At 65.2% G+C, this 17,675-nt stretch carries 17 protein-coding genes and 1 tRNA gene; 11 read left to right on the plus strand and 7 right to left on the minus strand.

Annotation, left to right across the window (positions count from 1 at the left end):
• Window positions 1-235: 235 nt before the first annotated feature.
• The 7 genes from KUV74_RS14065 to hemA form a co-directional block, all read right to left on the minus strand.
• Entirely contained in the window at window positions 236-1,249 is a 1,014-nt protein-coding gene (locus KUV74_RS14065) for a LacI family DNA-binding transcriptional regulator (protein ID WP_222516633.1), read from the minus strand.
• Between the two features lie 66 nt (window positions 1,250-1,315).
• Window positions 1,316-2,230 (minus strand): LysR family transcriptional regulator, encoded by a 915-nt coding sequence (locus KUV74_RS14070; RefSeq protein WP_222516634.1) that lies wholly within the window; start codon window positions 2,228-2,230, stop codon window positions 1,316-1,318.
• Entirely contained in the window at window positions 2,227-3,000 is a 774-nt protein-coding gene (locus KUV74_RS14075; RefSeq protein WP_222516635.1) for a HesA/MoeB/ThiF family protein, read from the minus strand. Before KUV74_RS14075 ends, KUV74_RS14070 begins: the two co-directional genes overlap by 4 nt.
• A gap of 6 nt (window positions 3,001-3,006) precedes the next feature.
• A complete protein-coding gene (locus KUV74_RS14080; protein WP_045995158.1) occupies window positions 3,007-3,507 on the minus strand; it encodes an Lrp/AsnC ligand binding domain-containing protein in 501 nt (166 codons plus the stop codon).
• A 169-nt stretch (window positions 3,508-3,676) separates the two neighbouring features.
• Window positions 3,677-4,519, minus strand: a complete 843-nt coding sequence (gene prmC / locus KUV74_RS14085) for a peptide chain release factor N(5)-glutamine methyltransferase (protein ID WP_222516636.1) — start codon at window positions 4,517-4,519, stop codon at window positions 3,677-3,679.
• A complete protein-coding gene (prfA, locus tag KUV74_RS14090) occupies window positions 4,519-5,610 on the minus strand; it encodes a peptide chain release factor 1 (RefSeq protein ID WP_222516637.1) in 1,092 nt (363 codons plus the stop codon). Before prfA ends, prmC begins: the two co-directional genes overlap by 1 nt.
• A 54-nt stretch (window positions 5,611-5,664) precedes the next feature.
• Window positions 5,665-6,930: a glutamyl-tRNA reductase gene (gene hemA, locus KUV74_RS14095; protein ID WP_108448941.1), complete on the minus strand. Its 1,266-nt coding sequence runs from the start codon at window positions 6,928-6,930 to the stop codon at window positions 5,665-5,667.
• Between the two features lie 168 nt (window positions 6,931-7,098).
• Here hemA and KUV74_RS14100 point away from each other — a divergent pair, with 168 nt between their 5' ends.
• The 11 genes from KUV74_RS14100 to KUV74_RS14150 all read left to right on the plus strand — a co-directional run bounded on the left by KUV74_RS14100 (window position 7,099) and on the right by KUV74_RS14150 (window position 17,521).
• On the plus strand, window positions 7,099-8,868 hold the full coding sequence (locus tag KUV74_RS14100; protein WP_261395448.1) for a tetratricopeptide repeat protein: 1,770 nt from the start codon (window positions 7,099-7,101) through the stop codon (window positions 8,866-8,868).
• 40 nt (window positions 8,869-8,908) lie between these two features.
• Complete coding sequence (gene lolB, locus KUV74_RS14105) at window positions 8,909-9,523, plus strand: lipoprotein insertase outer membrane protein LolB (protein ID WP_108132915.1); 615 nt, start codon at window positions 8,909-8,911, stop codon at window positions 9,521-9,523.
• A gap of 227 nt (window positions 9,524-9,750) precedes the next feature.
• Window positions 9,751-10,644 carry a 4-(cytidine 5'-diphospho)-2-C-methyl-D-erythritol kinase gene (ispE, locus tag KUV74_RS14110; RefSeq protein WP_108448939.1) on the plus strand — a complete coding sequence of 298 codons (894 nt, stop codon included), beginning with the start codon at window positions 9,751-9,753 and terminating at the stop codon, window positions 10,642-10,644.
• Window positions 10,645-10,658: 14 nt separating this feature from the next.
• Window positions 10,659-10,733 (plus strand) — tRNA-Gln (locus KUV74_RS14115).
• A gap of 72 nt (window positions 10,734-10,805) precedes the next feature.
• Window positions 10,806-11,747 (plus strand): ribose-phosphate pyrophosphokinase, encoded by a 942-nt coding sequence (locus tag KUV74_RS14120; protein ID WP_181248623.1) that lies wholly within the window; start codon window positions 10,806-10,808, stop codon window positions 11,745-11,747.
• 106 nt (window positions 11,748-11,853) lie between these two features.
• On the plus strand, window positions 11,854-12,555 hold the full coding sequence (locus KUV74_RS14125) for a 50S ribosomal protein L25/general stress protein Ctc (RefSeq protein ID WP_045995166.1): 702 nt from the start codon (window positions 11,854-11,856) through the stop codon (window positions 12,553-12,555).
• A 126-nt stretch (window positions 12,556-12,681) separates the two neighbouring features.
• The gene (gene pth / locus KUV74_RS14130; protein WP_222516638.1) at window positions 12,682-13,266 is read left to right on the plus strand and encodes an aminoacyl-tRNA hydrolase; all 585 of its coding nucleotides are present in this window, start codon (window positions 12,682-12,684) and stop codon (window positions 13,264-13,266) included.
• Between the two features lie 116 nt (window positions 13,267-13,382).
• Complete coding sequence (gene ychF, locus KUV74_RS14135; RefSeq protein ID WP_045995168.1) at window positions 13,383-14,474, plus strand: redox-regulated ATPase YchF; 1,092 nt, start codon at window positions 13,383-13,385, stop codon at window positions 14,472-14,474.
• Window positions 14,475-14,624: 150 nt separating this feature from the next.
• A complete protein-coding gene (locus KUV74_RS14140; protein ID WP_045995169.1) occupies window positions 14,625-15,341 on the plus strand; it encodes a DUF4336 domain-containing protein in 717 nt (238 codons plus the stop codon).
• 84 nt (window positions 15,342-15,425) lie between these two features.
• Window positions 15,426-17,123, plus strand: a complete 1,698-nt coding sequence (locus KUV74_RS14145; protein WP_222516639.1) for an FMN-binding glutamate synthase family protein — start codon at window positions 15,426-15,428, stop codon at window positions 17,121-17,123.
• Window positions 17,120-17,521, plus strand: coding sequence for an ectoine synthase (locus tag KUV74_RS14150; protein ID WP_222516640.1), 402 nt, complete (start codon window positions 17,120-17,122; stop codon window positions 17,519-17,521). The genes KUV74_RS14145 and KUV74_RS14150 overlap by 4 nt, the downstream gene beginning before the upstream one ends.
• Window positions 17,522-17,675 lie beyond the last annotated feature (154 nt).

The following is a 17,675-nucleotide window of genomic DNA, read 5'->3' on the forward strand; positions in this document are numbered from 1 at the left end:
GGGCTCACCATGATCAATGGCCGGCTATTCAGAGAACGGTAGTTTGGGGAAAGCCAATTCGGGGAAAGGGAACTCGGAGGAAGACAGCAACGTGAATATCGCCAAACGACGGCACAACCTGCAGGGGCTAGCGGTAAGCTCCCTATAGGCCTCGCGCGGCGATCAGGACAGAACGCAGCGACGCATCTCACACCACGGGGCTAGCCGGGCTCCTGCGCAAGGACTGGCATCGCAATCAGGCCGAGTCGGGCCGCCGGGCGGTCTCGCGCAGTACTGGAATAACCGGCAGTACACGGCTCTCGGCTCCTCCGCCCTCATGAATCTGACGCATGAGCAGCGAGGTCGCCACCTCGATCATCTGGTCGATGGGCTGGCGAACGGTGGTCAGCGAATAGCTCGGCCAGGCTGAGACCGGGGTATCGTCGAAGCCGATCACCGACACGTCCTCCGGAACTCGCTTGCCGAGCTCATGGCGCAGGGTCTCGAGCACCGCCACCGCCATATGGTCGCTGGCGGCGAAGATGGCGTCGGGCACGACGGTTTCAGCGAACAATCGACGGGTCTGCTGGCGTGCCATCTCGAAGTCGTAGTCGCCGTGAACAACCGCGTGGGGCTTGAGCCCGTGGGCTGCGAGGCCGTCGACGAAGCCTTCGAAGCGACGCCGGCTGGTCGAGGAACGCTCGACACCGGCGACAAAGGCGATATTCCGGTGCCCACCCATGGCCAGATAGCTGCCAGCCCAGTAACCGCCGTGATAGTTATCACTGTAGACCTGGCCAATTCCTTCGATGTCGACGCTACGGTTGAGCAGCACCAGCGGCACGCCGGCGTTCACGCACTCTCTGGCAAGGCTCGAGGTCAACAGCGCCGACAGCATCAGGATTCCGTCCACCTGGCTCTGCAGGATACGGTCCATAACCCCCGGGAAATCATCGCTTTCCGGAACCACGAACAGCAGCAGATGGTAGCCCTCATCCTGGAACCGTTGAGACGCCATCTGCACCGCCATTGGGTAGAACATGTTGTCCAGCGAGGACAGCACCAGGGCGATCGTCCGTGTCGATCGCATGATCAGCGAGCGCGCCACGGTATTGGGCCGATAGCCCAGCTCCTGGGCCGCGCGCAATACCTTTTCCCGGGTCTTCTCGGAAATACTTGCATTGGGGGAGAAACACCGACTTACGGCGGACTGAGAGACCCCCGCCAGCCTTGCCACTTCCTTCGAGGTTACCGCCGGCCTTTGTTTCATCGTTGACGACTCAATCATTTCTGCATACGTACTCAGACTAACAGCATCGAGACCTCGAGGCGCGTCTCAATGCTCCCCCAGCGCCGCCAGGAAGGCTTCCAGCACCCGATGGGGGCGGCGGTCACGGCGGGTGATGGCGACGAACGGCGTCTCGTAGGCGGCACTCTCGGAGCACAGCTCGCGCAGCCTACCCTGCGCGACCCAGAGATTGGCGTGGTGATCCGGCAGATAGCCGATGTAGGCCCCGGTCAGGATAAGAAAGGCCGCGCCTTCCCGGTCGGACGCGGTGGCGCTGGGCTTGAGCCCGACATGGCGCTCACGGCCGGCTTCCGACAGCGGATAGGACGGTACCACGGCGTCCCACTGCCCCAGCGCCTGCCACCCGCCCAGCGCCTCCAGCGCCGTCGATGGCTCGGCAAACAGCGGATGCCCCCGGCCACAGTAAAGCCCGGAGCGTTCGCTGTAGAGCGCCTGGCTATCGACGCTGGCAGGCAGGTTGACCGCCGGAACGACACCGACATGCAGGCGTCCGTCGAGCACCCCCCGGGCGATCTCGCCGGGAGGATCCATGTGCATGTTGATGCGCACCTCTGGGCCCTGGGCCTTGAGGCTTGCCAAGGCATGGGTGATACGCATCTCGGGTGAGCTGACCAGGGTATCGGTGATGCCGATATTGAGTTCGCCGCGCAGGCTGTGGTGCAGCGCATTGACCTCGGTGCGAAAGGCTTCCAGTCCCGACAGCAGACGCCGGGCCCCTTCCAGCACCTCCCGTCCTTCCTCGGTCAGGGCGAAGCCGCCCCGCCCCCGCCGACAAAGCTTGAGCCCCAGGCGCTTTTCCAGGTCGCCCATATGCAGGCTGATGGCCGAACGACTGATGCCAAGCTCGTTCTCGGCGGCGGAAAATCCACCACACTCGGCCACCGCCTTGAACACCCGCAATAGACGAATATCGAAGTCGGTGACCGGGCTCTGCCGGCTCACGCGCTTGCTCCGCCGGACCGCCCCCGGTCTGCGCAGGCAGGACAGCGTGGATCGCGCCCCAGCCGATAGTGACGCCACTCGCCACTCAGGCCGTCGAAGGTGGCAAGCCCCCGGTGGGGCCTGCCGGCCCCGGACAACAGCTTGACCGCCTCCAGCGCCTGGAAGCAGCCGATCAGCCCCACCAGCGGCGAGATGACGCCACTCTCGGCGCAGGACAGGGCCTCGTCGCCCTGGTCATCCGGCGGATACAGGCAGGCGTAGCAGGGACTCGTCTCATCGCGTGGGTCGAACACCGCCAACTGCCCGGAAAAGCGGATCGCAGCGCCGGAGACCAGCGGCACCCCGGCGGCGACGCTGGCCGCATTGATGGCGTAGCGGCTGGAAAAGCGATCGGTGCAGTCGAGGATGACGTCGGCCTCCCGCGACGCCTGGACCAGCTCTTCGGCGTCCAGATGGCGCTCGATGGCGCTGACCCGGCAGCCTGCATTGAGGGCGATGGCAGAGTCGGCGGCCGACAGGGCCTTGTTGCGTCCCAGGTCCTGCTCCTGGTGGGCGATCTGGCGCTGCAGGTTGGAGATCTCGACCACATCGGCGTCGGCAATGGTCAGCTGTCCGACTCCCGCGGCGGCCAGGTACAGCGCCACCGGCGAGCCCAGGCCACCGGCACCGACGATCAGTGCGCGCGACGACAGCAAGCGCTCCTGGCCTTCGATGTCCACCTGGGGAAGCATGATCTGGCGGCTGTAGCGCAGCAGGTCCTGGTCATTCATGAAAACTCACTTGTCCTCGAACTCTTCGATATCCGGCACGTGCAGGGCAAAATCTTCCTTCACTTCTTCCATCACCACGTAGCTCTTGGATTCCTTGACCCCGGGCAGGGTCAGCACCACGTCGCCAAGCAGCTGACGATAGGCGGACATCTCGGGAATTCTGCACTTGAGAATATAGTCGAACTGCCCGGACACCAGGTGGCACTCCTGGATCTGCGGCAGCTTCGACACGGCTCGACGGAACTCGTCGAACACCGCCGGAGACTGGGTCTCCAGACTGATCTCGACGAACACCAGTAGATTGGCCTTGAGCATGCGCGGGTTGAGGATCGCCTTGTAGCCACGGATCACCCCGGAGCGCTCGAGGCGCTTGACGCGTTCCAGACACGGCGTGGTGGACAAGCCCACCTGGGCGGCGAGATCCACATAGGACACCCGGGCGTTTTCCTGCAGGCAACGCAGAATCTTCAGATCGATACGGTCGAGGGAGCGGTTCTTGGTTTTCATTGTGGTCCTGAACGCTGGTCTGACGGCGAGGGGCACGCAAGGAAAGAATCGACCAAAAAGGCCTGGTCGCAAAGCATTTCACGACAATCTCTCGCGCCCAATCGCTTGGTGGCAAAACATTTTACTGATAATCAGTATCACATGCCCCCAACAGACTCCAGTCCCGGCTTCAACGTTGCATGCCCCACTGCCCCAGCGTCACCCGAGGGTGCCCCCCCAGGTCATGCACGCTGTCGCAGCGAACATAGCCCAGCGCTTCAAGATGCTCTCGCACCCGCTCAGCCTGCTCGTAGCCGTGTTCCATCAACAGCCAGCCGCCCGGCCGGAGGAAGCTCCGGGCGCGCTCGGCGATGGCAAACAGATCGGCCAGGCCATGGTCGGCGGCCACCAGCGCCGAGCTTGGCTCGAAGCGCACATCGCCCTGCCCCAGGTGAGGATCCTGCGGGTCGATATAGGGCGGGTTGGCCACGATCAGGTCGAAGCGCTCGTCATCGAGCGCATCGAACCAGTCGCTCTGGCGAAATCGTACCGCCAGACCATGTCGCTCGGCGTTGCGCCGCGCCAGCGCCACCGCCTCAGGGGACAGATCGACGCCCTCGACCCGCCAGCCGGGGCGCTCGCTGGCAAACGCCAGGGCGATGGCACCGGTGCCGGTGCCCAGATCGAGCAAGGCGCCGGGATTGGCATCGGCCCGGGCCAGCGCGGCCTCCACCAGGGTCTCGGTATCGGGCCGGGGAATCAGGGTGCTGGGCGAGGTCGCCAGGGCCAGCCCCCAGAATTCGCGTTCACCGGTCAGGTAGGCCACCGGCATGCCCTGGGCACGCGCCGCCACCCAGGCCTCGAAGCGGGCCCGGGCCAGCGTCGCCATGGGCTTGTCGCCCCAGGTGTAGAGCCAGGTGCGGTCGACCTTCATCGCCGCCATGGCCAGCACCTCGGCGTCGAGTCGCGGCGTCGGGCTGCCAGCGGCCTCGAGGCGGCGGGTCGCCCGGGCGATCAGCACATCACAGCGCATCAGCCGTCCTGTTGCAGAGCGGCGAGCTGCTCCGCCTGATACTCGTGGATCAGCGGGTCGATGACCTCGTCGAGGCCGTCGCCGGTGACCACTTCGTTGAGCTTGTACAGGGTCAGGTTGATGCGGTGATCGGTGACTCGCCCCTGGGGGAAGTTGTAGGTACGAATGCGCTCGCTGCGATCACCGGAGCCCACCAGCGAGCGACGGGCGTCGGCCTGCTCCTGGCGCTGACTGTCCTGGGCCGACTGCTTGAGCCGCGCCGCCAGCAGCGACATCGCCTTGGCCCGGTTCTTGTGCTGACTGCGCTCCTCCTGACACTCCACCACCACACCGCTGGGCAGGTGGGTGATGCGGATCGCCGAGTCGGTGGTGTTGACGTGCTGACCGCCGGCGCCGCTGGAGCGAAAGGTGTCCACCCGCAGGTCGGCCGGATTGATGTCGATGTCGCTGACCTCGTCGGCCTCGGGCATCACCGCCACGGTGCAGGCCGAGGTATGGATGCGGCCCTGGGATTCGGTGGCGGGAACCCGCTGAACGCGATGGGCACCGGACTCGAACTTGAGCCGGGCGTAGACGCCCTCGCCCTTCACCCGAGAGATGATCTCCTTGTAGCCGCCCTGCTCGCCGTGGCTGGCACTGACCACCTCGACCTTCCAGCCCTGGTTCTCGGCGTAGCGCGAGTACATGCGAAACAGGTCGCCGGCGAACAGCGCCGCTTCGTCACCGCCGGTTCCCGCGCGCACCTCGAGAAAGACGTTACGCCCATCATCGGGATCCTTGGGCACCAGCAGACGCTTGAGTTCGGCCTCCAGCTCCTCGAGCTTGGCCACGCCCTCCTCGCGCTCCATCTGGGCGAGCTCGCGCATGTCGGCGTCGGCGTCCTCGGCCATCTGCTCTGCGGTGGCCACGTCTTCCTCGACGCCACGATAGCGGCGCCAGGCGTCGACCAGCGACTCGAGCTCGGCGTATTCGCGGGAGTAGTCGCGAAAACGTGGCTGATCGCTGATCACGTCGGGCTCCGACAACAGGGAAGAGAGTTCCTCGAAGCGGTCGACGAAGGCATCGAGGCGCTCACGCAGAGAAGCTTTCATCGGCAAATCCTTGAAATCATGTAAGAAGGCGCATTGCGGTCAAGCCAGGCCCGGCTAGTTCCGGGACTCGGGCTCGCCCAGCAGCAGTTCGACGGCAGCCTCGAGCAGGTCCTGGCGCTCATCGGCGGCGGCACCCCGCAGGGCCAGGGTGGGCTGATGCATCAGGCGGTTGGTCAACTGGTGGGCCAGGCGACGCACCACGGCCTCGGGATCCTCACCCTTGGCCAGGCGCTCCAGCGCCTGGGTCTGGGCCTCGTCACGCAGCCGTTCACCCTTGGCACGCACGTCGCGGATCACCTCGCCGGCCCCGCGCACCCGGCGTTCCTTGTGCCAGTGGGCCACGCCGTGCTCGATCAGCGCCTCGGCCTGGTCCGCCGCCACCTGGCGGTGACGTCGGTTTTCCTCGATGACCTCGTGCAGGTCATCGACGGTATAAAGGAAGATGTCGCTGAGCTCGCCGACCTCTGGCTCGATGTCGCGCGGCACGGCGATATCGACCATGAACACCGGACGGTGGCGGCGACGCTTGAGCGCCCGCTCGACCATGCCCTTGCCAAGAATCGGCAAGGGCGCCGCGGTGGACGAAATGACGATGTCGGCCTTTTCCAGGGCGACGGGGATCTCATCGAGGCTGATGGCCTGACCGCCCAGGCTGCCGGCCAGAGCACTGGCCCGCTCGCGGGTGCGGTTGGCCACCGTCAACTGGTGCACCCCGGCTTCATGCAGGTGGCGCGCCACCAGCTCGATGGTCTCGCCAGCACCGATCAACAGCGCCCTGGCGCGCGAGAAATCGTCGAAGATTCGACTGGCCAGACTGACCGCCGCGTAGGCCACCGAGACAGGGTTCTCGCCGATGGCGGTCTCGGTGCGCACCTGCTTGGCCACCGCGAAGGTATGCTGGAAGAGCCGCTCCAGCTCCCCGCCGAGCCCGCTGGCGTCCCTGGCCGCCTGGTAAGCATCCTTGAGCTGGCCCAGGATCTGGGGTTCACCCAGCACCATGGAATCGAGACCCACGGCGACGCGCATCAGATGGCGCGCGGCGTCGCCTTCCAGATAGTGGTAGGCGCAGTGCAGCAGGTCCTCGCGGGGCAATGCATGAAACCGGCTCAACCAGTCGAGCACCTCGTTCTCCCCGCTCGACTCGGTCACGCAATAAAGCTCGGTGCGATTGCAGGTCGACAGCACCGCAGCCTCATGCACACTCGGCAGCGCGCGCAGCTCGGAGAGCGCCCGGGTGAGTTGCGAGGGGCCAAAGGCCACCTTTTCGCGCACCTCGACGGCCGCGGTTCGATGGTTGATGCCAAGGGCAAGCAGGGTCATGCGTTCGACGTCTTCATCAGATGATGTCCGGAGCGGCCAACCAGGCCGCTCCTGCAAGGCGCATATCCTACCATAGGCAGCTCTGACCTCGCTCCCCCGGGCATTGACCTTTGCCAAGACTCTCCAAGCCGTTATGCTGAGAATTCTCATGGAGAAGATGACGCCTCAATGCCCCCGAACGCGCGCCACGGAAAGCTGACCTGCACTCTGGCCACCCTGTCACTGACGGCGTGGCTCGCCGGCTGTCAGAGCTTTTCCTACAGCCCAGGCAGCGCGTCACAGGCTGACCCCATGGCCGGTGCTCCACCGATCACCCGTGGACTCGATGCCGACGGCCTGTCGACGCTGCTGATTGCCGAAATGGCCGGTCAGCGGGGCGACTATCGACGCGCCACCGAAGGCTACCTCAAGGCAGCCGAGCGCTATCACTCCGCTGCCCTGGTCGAACGCGCCACCCTGGCTTCACGCTTCACCGATGACACCACCCTGATCGAACGCGCCGCTCGACGCTGGCAGGAGCTGGCGCCCGAGGCGCCGGTGGCCGCCCAGATCCTGGGCAACCTCGCCGGTGGTCGCGGCAACTGGGACGAAGCCCTGAAACAGCGGCTGATCGCCGCCGATGACGGCACCGACATCACTCGCTTCGTCGATACCGCCCTGTCCAGTGGCGGCGATCCGGTGGCGCTCGCCGCCACCCTCGAACAGGCGCTCGACGAGCCCACACTCCCAGAGTCGAGGAAAGACGACCTGCGCCTGGCGCTGGCCCTGACCGACTCGGCCCAGGGGGATCATGAGGGCGCCCAGCGACGAATTGCCGCACTGGGAAACGACAGTCGCGATAACCCCCAGCGGATTCTCGCCGAATCACGCATCGCCCTGGACGCCGGCAAGTACCACCAGGCCCGCCTGGCGGCCAAACGCGGCCTCAACCTCTCTCCCGGCGACCCCCGCTTTCTGTTGCTGATGGCGCGGGCCGACATTCGCCTGGGCAACCTGGTGTCGGCCGAGAGCAGCACCGACACCCTGCTCGAGACCCGTGGCGACAACCCCCTCTTGCGGGTCGGCCTGGCCCAGCTCTATCTGGAAGAAGGCCACCACGACCCGGCGCGCCGGCTGCTGCTGCCGCTGGTCGATGATCCCCAGGCACCCAGCGCCCTCTATCTATTGCTTGGCAGCATCGCCGAGCAGGAAGACGAGGTCGACAACGCCCTGCTCTACTATCGCCGGGTACCGCCGGGCCCTGACTTCCTGCTGTCGCGACAGCGCGCGGCCAGCATGCTGATCGAGGCCGACCGACTGCTGGACGCCCGGGCCTTTCTGCGGGTAGAGCGGCTGCGTCACGACGACGCCTATACCGGCCTGGTCATCACCGAAGTGCAACTGCTCGACCAGCAAGGTCTCGAGCCCGAGGCCGAGGCGCTGCTCAACCGTGAGCTGGCGCGCAGCCCCGAGGATGGCGACCTGCGCTACTTCCGCGCTATGCGTGCCTGGAGCGAAGGCGACCTGGACACCTCCGAACAGGATCTGCGCACCCTGGTCGAACAGCAGCCGGACAACGCCGTGGCGCTCAATGCCCTCGGCTACACCCTGGCCGATGCCGGCGATCCGGATGATCTTGACGAGGCCAGGCGACTGATCCAGCGGGCCTACGAGCTCTCGCCGGACAACCCCGCCATCCTCGACAGCCTGGGCTGGGTCGCCTACCGTGAGGGCAAACCGGAGGTTGCGCTACCCTGGATCGAGCGCGCCTGGCGCGAGATCGCCGACCAGGAGGTCGCCGCCCACCTGATCGAGGTGCTGTGGGACCTGGGCCAGAAGCAGCGCGCACGCGAGCTGTTGCAAGAAGCCCAGCAACGTTTCCCCGAACGCCCGCTGATCGTCGATCTCCTCGATCGGCGCCCCGAAATCAGGCCTGAGCCAACGGCAACAGCGCCTTGACCGCCCCGACACCACGACCACTACCCGCAAGGACCCCGCGATGATGTCTTGTTTTCGCCTGACCGCCGCCGCCCTGGGGCTCGGCCTGCTGGCCGGCTGCGCCACCTCCCAGAGCGTCACCGAGCCGCGCCAGGAGCGCCAGGCCGGTGACTGGGAAGCCCAGACCGAACAGGTGGAAGCCTTCACCTCCTGGAACCTGACCGGAAAGGTGGGCCTGCGCACTCCCCAGGAATCCACCAGCGCCAACCTCGACTGGCGCCAGACCCCCTACCACTATCGCCTGCTGGTCACCGGCCCCATGGGCGCCGGCCGCAGTACCCTGGAAGGACGCGACGGTCGCGTCTCGCTGACCACCAGCGAGGGTCGCTTCGAGGCCGACAGCCCCGAAGCCCTGATGGAACAGCGCCTGGGCTGGTCGCTGCCGGTCTCGAGCCTCACCGACTGGGTGCGCGGCCTGCCCGCCGACGACAGTGACTTCGAGATGACCGACGACGAGCTCGGCTTCCCCGCTTCACTGGAACAGGACGGCTGGGAGATCGACTATCGCGGCTGGAAGGATGTGAACGGTACCTGGCTACCCAACCGGCTGGTGATGACCTATGACGACCTGCGCGCCACCCTGGTGGTGAACCAGTGGCAGCCACTGGAACAGTAGTCGCGCCGGCTCCCGCCCCGGGTGGCGGGAGCCTGTCTCCCGGGTAAAATGAAGCACCATCGCCCTCTGCCTCCTGTCGACGTGCTCCTTGCAGCAAGCTCCCTATAGAGAGAAGCAACGAGAGCCATCATCGATCCCGGTCGCCGATGGCAGGCGCCGCCCCCAGTCACCGATCGCCATCACTTCGGTCAGTCGATCCCTGGACAGCACCCTTTATAGACTCCCCCATGCCCGACACCTCTTTCTCTTCCGATGCCAGCGCGCAGCAGACCCTGACGTTGCCGGCGCCGGCCAAGCTCAATCGCATGCTGCATATCGTCGGCCGTCGCGACGACGGCTACCACGAGCTGCAGACGCTGTTCCAGTTCCTCGACCACGGTGACGATATCCACCTGCGCCTGCGCCTGGACGGTGAGATAACCCTGACCGACCGTCTCGAGGGCGTACCCCGCGAGGCCAACCTGCTATGGCGGGCCGCCGACCTGCTCAAGCGCGAGACCGGCTGCGCGCTCGGTGCCGATCTTGGCGTCACCAAGCGCCTGCCCATGGGTGGTGGCCTGGGCGGTGGCAGCAGCGACGCCGCCAGCGTGCTGGTCGGGCTGAATCATCTGTGGGGCCTGGAACTGACGACCCGGCGTCTGGCCGAACTGGGCCTGACGCTGGGCGCCGATGTGCCGGTATTCGTCCACGGCCAGGCCGCCTGGGCGGAAGGCGTCGGCGAGCGCCTTGTCGCGGTGGCACTCGACACCCCCTGGTTCGTGGTCGTGCACCCGGGTGTGGCGGTCTCCACCCCTGCCGTGTTCACTGCGCCGGAATTGACACGGGACACCCCCGCCATTACCATGGCGCGCGCACTCAAGGGGGGAGCGTCAAGTTGGCGCAACGATTGCGAGGACACCGTCAGGCAAGCCTATGCTGAGGTGGCTCGTGCCCTGGACTGGCTCAACGCCCGGGCGCCGTCAATGTTGACGGGTACCGGCGCGTGCGTTTTTGCCCGTCTGGAGTCGGAGGCCGAGGCCGTCCAGTTGCTGGACGATGTCCGATGCCAACAGCCGACCTGGCACGCCTTCAAGGCCCTGGGCCTGAATCGATCGCCTCTCCTCGACGCCCTGCCCGCGTGAGGCAGGACGTATGCTGGGGTATAGCCAAGCGGTAAGGCAGCGGTTTTTGGTATCGCCATGCGGAGGTTCGAATCCTCCTACCCCAGCCAACTTCCTTCTGAGTCCTGGACTCACTCCCCCAGGCTCACACTGAAGACCCAACACAGCAAAGGTGGCTGCGCGTGTCAAAATTGATGGTTTTCGCCGGGAACGCCAACCCCGAACTCGCCCGTAAGGTCGCCGAGAGCCTGGACAGCCGACTGGGTAATGCCACGGTCGGCCAGTTCAGCGATGGCGAGGTCGCGGTCGAGATCAACGAGAACGTGCGCGGCAAGGATGTCTTTATCCTGCAGTCCACCTGTGCACCGACCAACGACAACCTGATGGAACTGATCCTGATGGTTGACGCCCTGCGCCGGGCCTCGGCCACCCGTATCACTGCGGTGGTGCCCTACTTCGGCTACGCCCGCCAGGATCGCCGCGTGCGCTCCGCCCGGGTGCCGATCTCGGCCAAGATCGTGGCCGACATGATGGTCAAGGCCGGAGTCGACCGGGTCATGACCATGGACCTGCACGCCGACCAGATCCAGGGCTTCTTCGACGTGCCCGTGGACAACGTCTACGGCTCGCCGATCCTGCTCGACGACATCGAGCGTCAGAACTACGACGACCTGGTCGTGGTCTCCCCCGATGTCGGCGGCGTGGTCCGTGCCCGTGCCATCGCCAAGCAGCTCAACGCTGACCTGGCGATCATCGACAAGCGTCGCCCCCAGGCCAACCAGGCCCAGGTGATGCACATCATCGGTGATATCCAGGACCGCACCTGCGTGGTGGTGGACGACATGATCGACACCGCCGGCACCCTGTGCAAGGCGGGCGAAGCGCTCAAGGAACACGGCGCCAAGCGCGTGGTCGCCTACGCCACCCACCCGATCCTGTCGGGCCCTGCGGTGGACAACATCTCCGAGTCGGTGCTGGACGAAGTGGTGGTGGCCGACACCATCCCGCTGTCCGACACCGCGCGTCGCAGCGGACGTATCCGCCAGCTCAGCGTGGCCGGCCTGATCGCCGAAGCGATCCGCCGCGTCAGCAACGAGGAATCCGTCAGCGCGATGTTCCACTAAGCGACATATCGCGCGGGAAACGCGCCCCGACAACCGGGGCATCTGGAACCACCGAGGTCTGGTCGCGGGCTCGGTGGCTTCCTTACTTTAGCCAAGAGGCAATTTCATGTCTGACTACAAACTTACCGCCAATGTTCGTAACGACCTGGGGAAAGGTGCGAGCCGCCGCCTGCGTCGTGCGAACCAGCAAGTCCCCGCCATCATCTACGGTGGTGAAAAGACGCCGCAGCCGATCGCCGTCGACAAGACTGCGTTCTACAAGGCGCTGGAAGACGAAGCCTTCTTCTCTTCCGTCATCAACCTTGAGGTTGACGGCAAGTCCCAGCAGGTCGTGGTGCGTGACCTTCAGCGCCACCCGTACAAGCCGCTGGTGACCCACGCCGACTTCCTGCGCGTCGATGCGACTCACGAGATCACCATGCGCGTTCCGCTGCACGTGGTCGGTCAGGACGAGTCCAAGGCCATCAAGGAGCAGGACGGTGAACTGCACCAGCTGGCCAACGAAGTCGAGATCAGCTGCCTGCCGAAGGACCTGCCCGACTACCTCGAGGTCAACATCGCTGACCTCGAGATCGGCAGCACCCTGCACCTGTCCGACCTCAAGGTTCCGGCTGGCGTGACCATCGTCGAGCTGAGCCACGGTGAAGAGCACGACCAGGCCATCGTCAACGTGACCAAGGCCAAGGTCATGCAGTCCGAGGAAGAAATCGCCGAGGAAGAAGCCGCCGCCGCCGAGGCCAGCGAAGAAGCTGCCGAGGAAGCGAAGGACGAAGCCAAGGACGAAGACGAAGAAGGCGACAAGGAGTAATCCTTTTCTGCCGGATTCAGGGGCCACTGCGGTGGCCCTTTTCGTTTCCGAGGGCTTTGCCCATGGCCTCGTCGCCAAGGCCCTGAGCAAAGCGCTTGCCCCGCACCGCTGACCGGAGAGACCACCATGACAAGGATCAAGGCGCTGATCGGCCTTGCCAACCCTGGCACCCAGTACGAGGCGACGCGTCACAACGCCGGCGCCTGGCTGGTGGAGGAAGTCGCGCGTCAGTCCAGCGCCGAGCTGCGCCCGGAGAAGAAGTTTCTCGGCCTCTACGCCAAGGCCTTTGTCGAAGGCAGCGACCTGCACCTGCTGGTGCCGACCACCTACATGAACCGCTCCGGTGCCTCGGTGGCGGCGCTGGCCAACTTCTTCAAGCTGGCCCCCGACGAGATGCTCATCGCCCACGACGAGCTCGACCTGCCCCCCGGCAGCGCGCGCTACAAGCAGGGCGGCGGCCACGGCGGCCACAATGGCCTGCGCGACATCATCAGCGCCCTGGGCAACGACAAGTCCTTCCATCGTGCGCGCATCGGCATCGGTCATCCCGGCAGCGCCAAGCTGGTCACCAACTACGTGCTGGGCCGTCCCGGCAAGACCGAGCGCGAGGCCATCGACGGCGCCCTGATCGAGTGCCTGGCGACTTTGCCCCTGGCGCTATCCGGCGACTGGGCCAAGGCCATGAACCGCCTGCACAGCCACTCTGCCTGACCCGGCGGGCGCCAACAGGGACAGCAGGTGGTTGCACCGCCCGGGCTGTCCCCGCCTGGCCCGACGTCATACACTGTGCGCCGACTTCTTTCACTTCACGCCTTCAGGAACCACCCATGGGATTCAACTGCGGCATCGTTGGTCTGCCCAACGTCGGCAAGTCCACCCTCTTCAACGCCCTGACCAAGTCCGGCATCGATGCCGAGAACTTCCCGTTCTGCACCATCGAGCCCAATGTCGGCATCGTCCCCATGCCGGACCCGCGCCTCGACAAGCTCGCCGAGATCGTCAAGCCGGAGAAGGTGGTGCCCACCACCATGGAATTTGTCGATATCGCCGGCCTGGTCGCCGGTGCCTCCAAGGGTGAAGGTCTCGGCAACCAGTTCCTCGCCAATATCCGCGAGACCCAGGCCATCGCCCACGTGGTGCGCTGCTTCGACAACGACAACGTCATCCACGTGGCCAACCAGGTCGACCCGGCGGCGGATATCGAGACCATCAACCTGGAGTTGGCCCTGGCCGACCTCGACACCGTGGAGAAGGCCATCCAGCGCCTGGTTCGCGTGGTCAAGGGCGGCGACAAGGACGCCATTGCCACCAAGGCGGTGCTCGACAAGATCCAGCCGCACCTGGCCGAAGGCCAGCCGCTGCGCAGCTTCGATCTGAGCGATGACGAGAAGAAGCAGATCAAGAGCTTCGGCTTTTTGACCCTGAAGCCGACCATGTACATCGCCAACGTCAACGAGGACGGCTTCGACAACAACCCCTACCTCGACGTGGTCAAGGGTATCGCCGAGGCCGAGGGCGCCGTGGTGGTTCCCGTATGCAACCAGCTGGAAGCCGAGATCGCCGAACTCGATGACGAGGAACGCGAGATGTTCCTGGCCGAGATGGGCATGGAAGAGCCCGGCCTCGACCGGGTGATCCGCGCCGGCTACGCCCTGCTGGGTCTGCAGACCTACTTCACTGCGGGGGTCAAGGAAGTGCGTGCCTGGACCGTCAAGGTCGGCGCTACCGCCCCGGAAGGCGCCGGTGTCATCCACACCGACTTCCAGAAGGGCTTCATCCGCGCCGAAGTGGTGGCCTATGACGACTTCGTCAGCCTGAACGGCGAACAGGGCGCCAAGGACGCCGGCAAGTGGCGCCTGGAAGGCAAGGACTACGTGCTCAAGGACGGCGACGTGGTGCACTTCCGCTTCAACGTCTGAGGCTCACCGCAGCGTCCGACGTAACATCACGTTTCCTGTGTCAACACCGAGGCATGCCTCGGTGTTGTCGTTTACATGCCAGTCACATGCAGCAACTCTATCGCAAAGAGGTTATATTCGAGAGATGTCATCAAGCGCAGGAACAAGAGCGTGACACTCTCGAATGATTCTCCACCACTCAAGGCAACGGCGCCTGAGCTATGGATAGCGGATGGGCCCGTCATCAGAGGCAAGCTGCTGCCCTATCCGACACGCATGGTGGTGGTACGCCTGAGCGGCGACCGGCTGTGGGTGCACAGCCCCGTCCCACTGACCGAGCCACTGCGTGACGCCCTCGACGAGCTGGGCCAGGTACACTTCCTGATCGCTCCCAACCATTGTCACCACCTGTTCATGCGCGAATGGCAGATGGCCTACCCGATGGCTCGCAGTTTCGGCACCCGGGAAGTCATCGCCAAGCGCGGCGACCTGGTGTTTGAAAGCACCCTGGATGGCACTCCCAACCGCTTCTGGGGTGACGATATCGACCAGTGCCTGTTCACCGGCTCATCGCGCATGCAGGAAGCGGTGTTCCTGCACCGTTCCAGCCGCAGCCTGATCGTGGCCGATCTGATCGGCAATCTACCCCCTGCTTCCCTGACGCCCTTGCAGCGTCGACTGGCCAGGCTCTCGGGCATCCTGGCGCCGGATGGCAGGATGCCGCTGGAGTGGCGACTGAGCTTCCTCGGCCGACGCTACCTGGCGAGCGAACATCTGCGCACCCTGCTCTCCTGGCGGCCCGCTCGAATCATCATGGCCCACGGCGAGATCATCGAGCATGACGCCAGCGACTTTCTCGCTCGCGCTTTTCGCTGGTTAAAAGAGTAAGGGCCAAGCATGGCGCTGTTTGCATACAGTGCATAATGTTTGTATAACATTGAGGCAGGTTCTGAACGCAAAGGATCTGCGCTCATGCTTGGTTCACCTCGGCTACTGCTGATCGGTTATCTGTTGGCAGTAGGCCTGCTCGGCATCTTTTGTCTACCGACATCCCCGCAACAGCTCTGGTGGTGGCTACCGCTGGCGGCGCTGGGGGTGGTCGGCGTGCTGGACCTTCGCTCCAGCCACAACGTGCTGCGCAACTACCCCATCGTCGGCCATCTGCGCTACATGATGGAATTTCTGCGTCCGGAACTGCGCCAGTACTTCTTCGAATCGGAGACCAGCGGCCGGCCGTTCAATCGCGAACAGCGCCAGATCATCGGCGCCCGGGCCGAGGGACGCAGCGACACCGCCCCCTTCGGCACCCGCCAGGACGTGCTGCGCCAGGGGCGTCGCCAGATTGCCCACGCCATGATCCCCACTCGCGTCGACCCGCAGCAAGCCTGGGTGACGATCGGTGGCCCCCAGTGCCACCGCCCCTACCGCTCTTCACGGCTCAATATCTCGGCCATGAGCTTCGGTGCCCTGTCAGGACGAGCCATCACCGCCCTCAACCTGGGGGCCAGGCGCGGCGGCTTTGCCCAGGACACCGGCGAGGGCGCCATCAGTCCTTATCACCGGAGGCACGGCGGTGACCTGATCTGGCAGATCGCCAGCGGCTACTTTGGCTGCCGCGACCAGGCCGGGCGCTTCAACCCGGAAGCGTTCAGCGTCAAGGCCCGCGAGGATCAGGTCAAGATGATCGAGATCAAGCTGTCCCAGGGCGCCAAGCCGGGACACGGCGGCATGCTCCCCGGCTCCAAGGTCGACCAGGAGATCGCCGAGACACGCCAGGTCCCGGTGGGGGAAGACTGCTATTCACCGGCGGCCCACCCGGAATTTTCCACCCCGCTGGAACTGATGCAGTTCATCCAGCGGCTGCGCGATCTGAGCGGCGGCAAGCCGGTGGGCATCAAGCTGTGCCTCGGCCACACCCGTGACATGCTGGCGATGTGCAAGGCCATGCTGGCGAGCGGCATCCAGCCGGACTTCATCACCGTGGACGGCGCCGAGGGCGGCACCGGCGCGGGACCGGCGGAGTACGCCGACCATGTGGGCCGCTATATCGATGAGGCGCTGCCGATCGTCGACGCCTGCCTCAAGGGGATCGGCAAGCGCGACGAAATCAGCGTGATCGCCAGCGGCAAGGTGGCACTTGCCATCGACATGGTCGAGAAGTTCGCGCTGGGCGCCGACGTCTGCAACGCCGCGCGCCCGTTCATGTTTACCCTGGGCTGCATCCAGGCCCAGCGTTGCCACACCAACACCTGCCCCACCGGGGTGGCGACCCAGGATCCGGCCCGCAGTCGCTCCATCGATGTCGACAGCAAGGCCGACAACGTCCAGCGCTTCCATCGGGCCACCCTGGACGCCTGCCTCGACATGATCGGCACCATGGGCCTGTCGGGCCCAGGCGAGCTGCGCCCTGAGCACCTGCTCGAGGGCCCGGCCACCGCCACCCGGGTATGGCAAGTCGCCAGCCTGGAGGTCGGCGCCTTGCTCGACCACCAGAAAGCGCAACAACTCCCCGCCTGCTGGCGAGACGACTGGCATGAAGCCAGTCCCCACCACTTCTTGCGTGGACCGGGAGGCTCGCACCAGGAAAGCCACCACAGGACGGCCCCCGGCCCCCATCGAGACGGCGGCGAAGGAGACCGCCATCATCCGCCAAAGGAGGTGCAACGATGATCGTACGTAGTCACAAGGATGCGGAGAAGTCAGCCGTAGAGGACGACAAGTGGATCAGCCGGCGCTACACCCTGCGCAAGGACGGCATGGGGCATTCGGTCCACGAGACCTGTATCAAGCCCGGCCAGGAACTCCACATGTGGTACAAGAACCACACCGAGACGGTCCTGTGCATCGAAGGCGAGGGCCAGATCGAGGACCTGACCGAGGGCGGCAAGTGGGAACTCAAGCCCGGTGTGCTCTACGCCCTCGACAAGCACCAGCAGCATATCCTGTCGAGCGAAAAGGGCATGACCGTGATCTGTACCTTCTCGCCGGCGCTGGTCGGTCCCGAGACCCACGATGAACAGGGCTCCTATCCCCTGCTCGACGACGACGGCAGCGTGCTCAAGCGCTGAGCCATGGCCCGACACCGGGGCGGCACCAAGCACAGGACGGCTCAGCAAGCAGACGGAAAGACCTAGGCGCTGTCCGAAAAGTCGACGAGCGAAGGTTAGACAAGGCAAAAATCGGTGAGAAAGCGCAGTTTACGGGGTGTAAATGAGCATTTTG

It is taken from the genome of Halomonas sp. DP1Y21-3, from assembly GCF_019801245.1.
GTDB classification, from domain to species: domain Bacteria; phylum Pseudomonadota; class Gammaproteobacteria; order Pseudomonadales; family Halomonadaceae; genus Halomonas; species Halomonas litopenaei.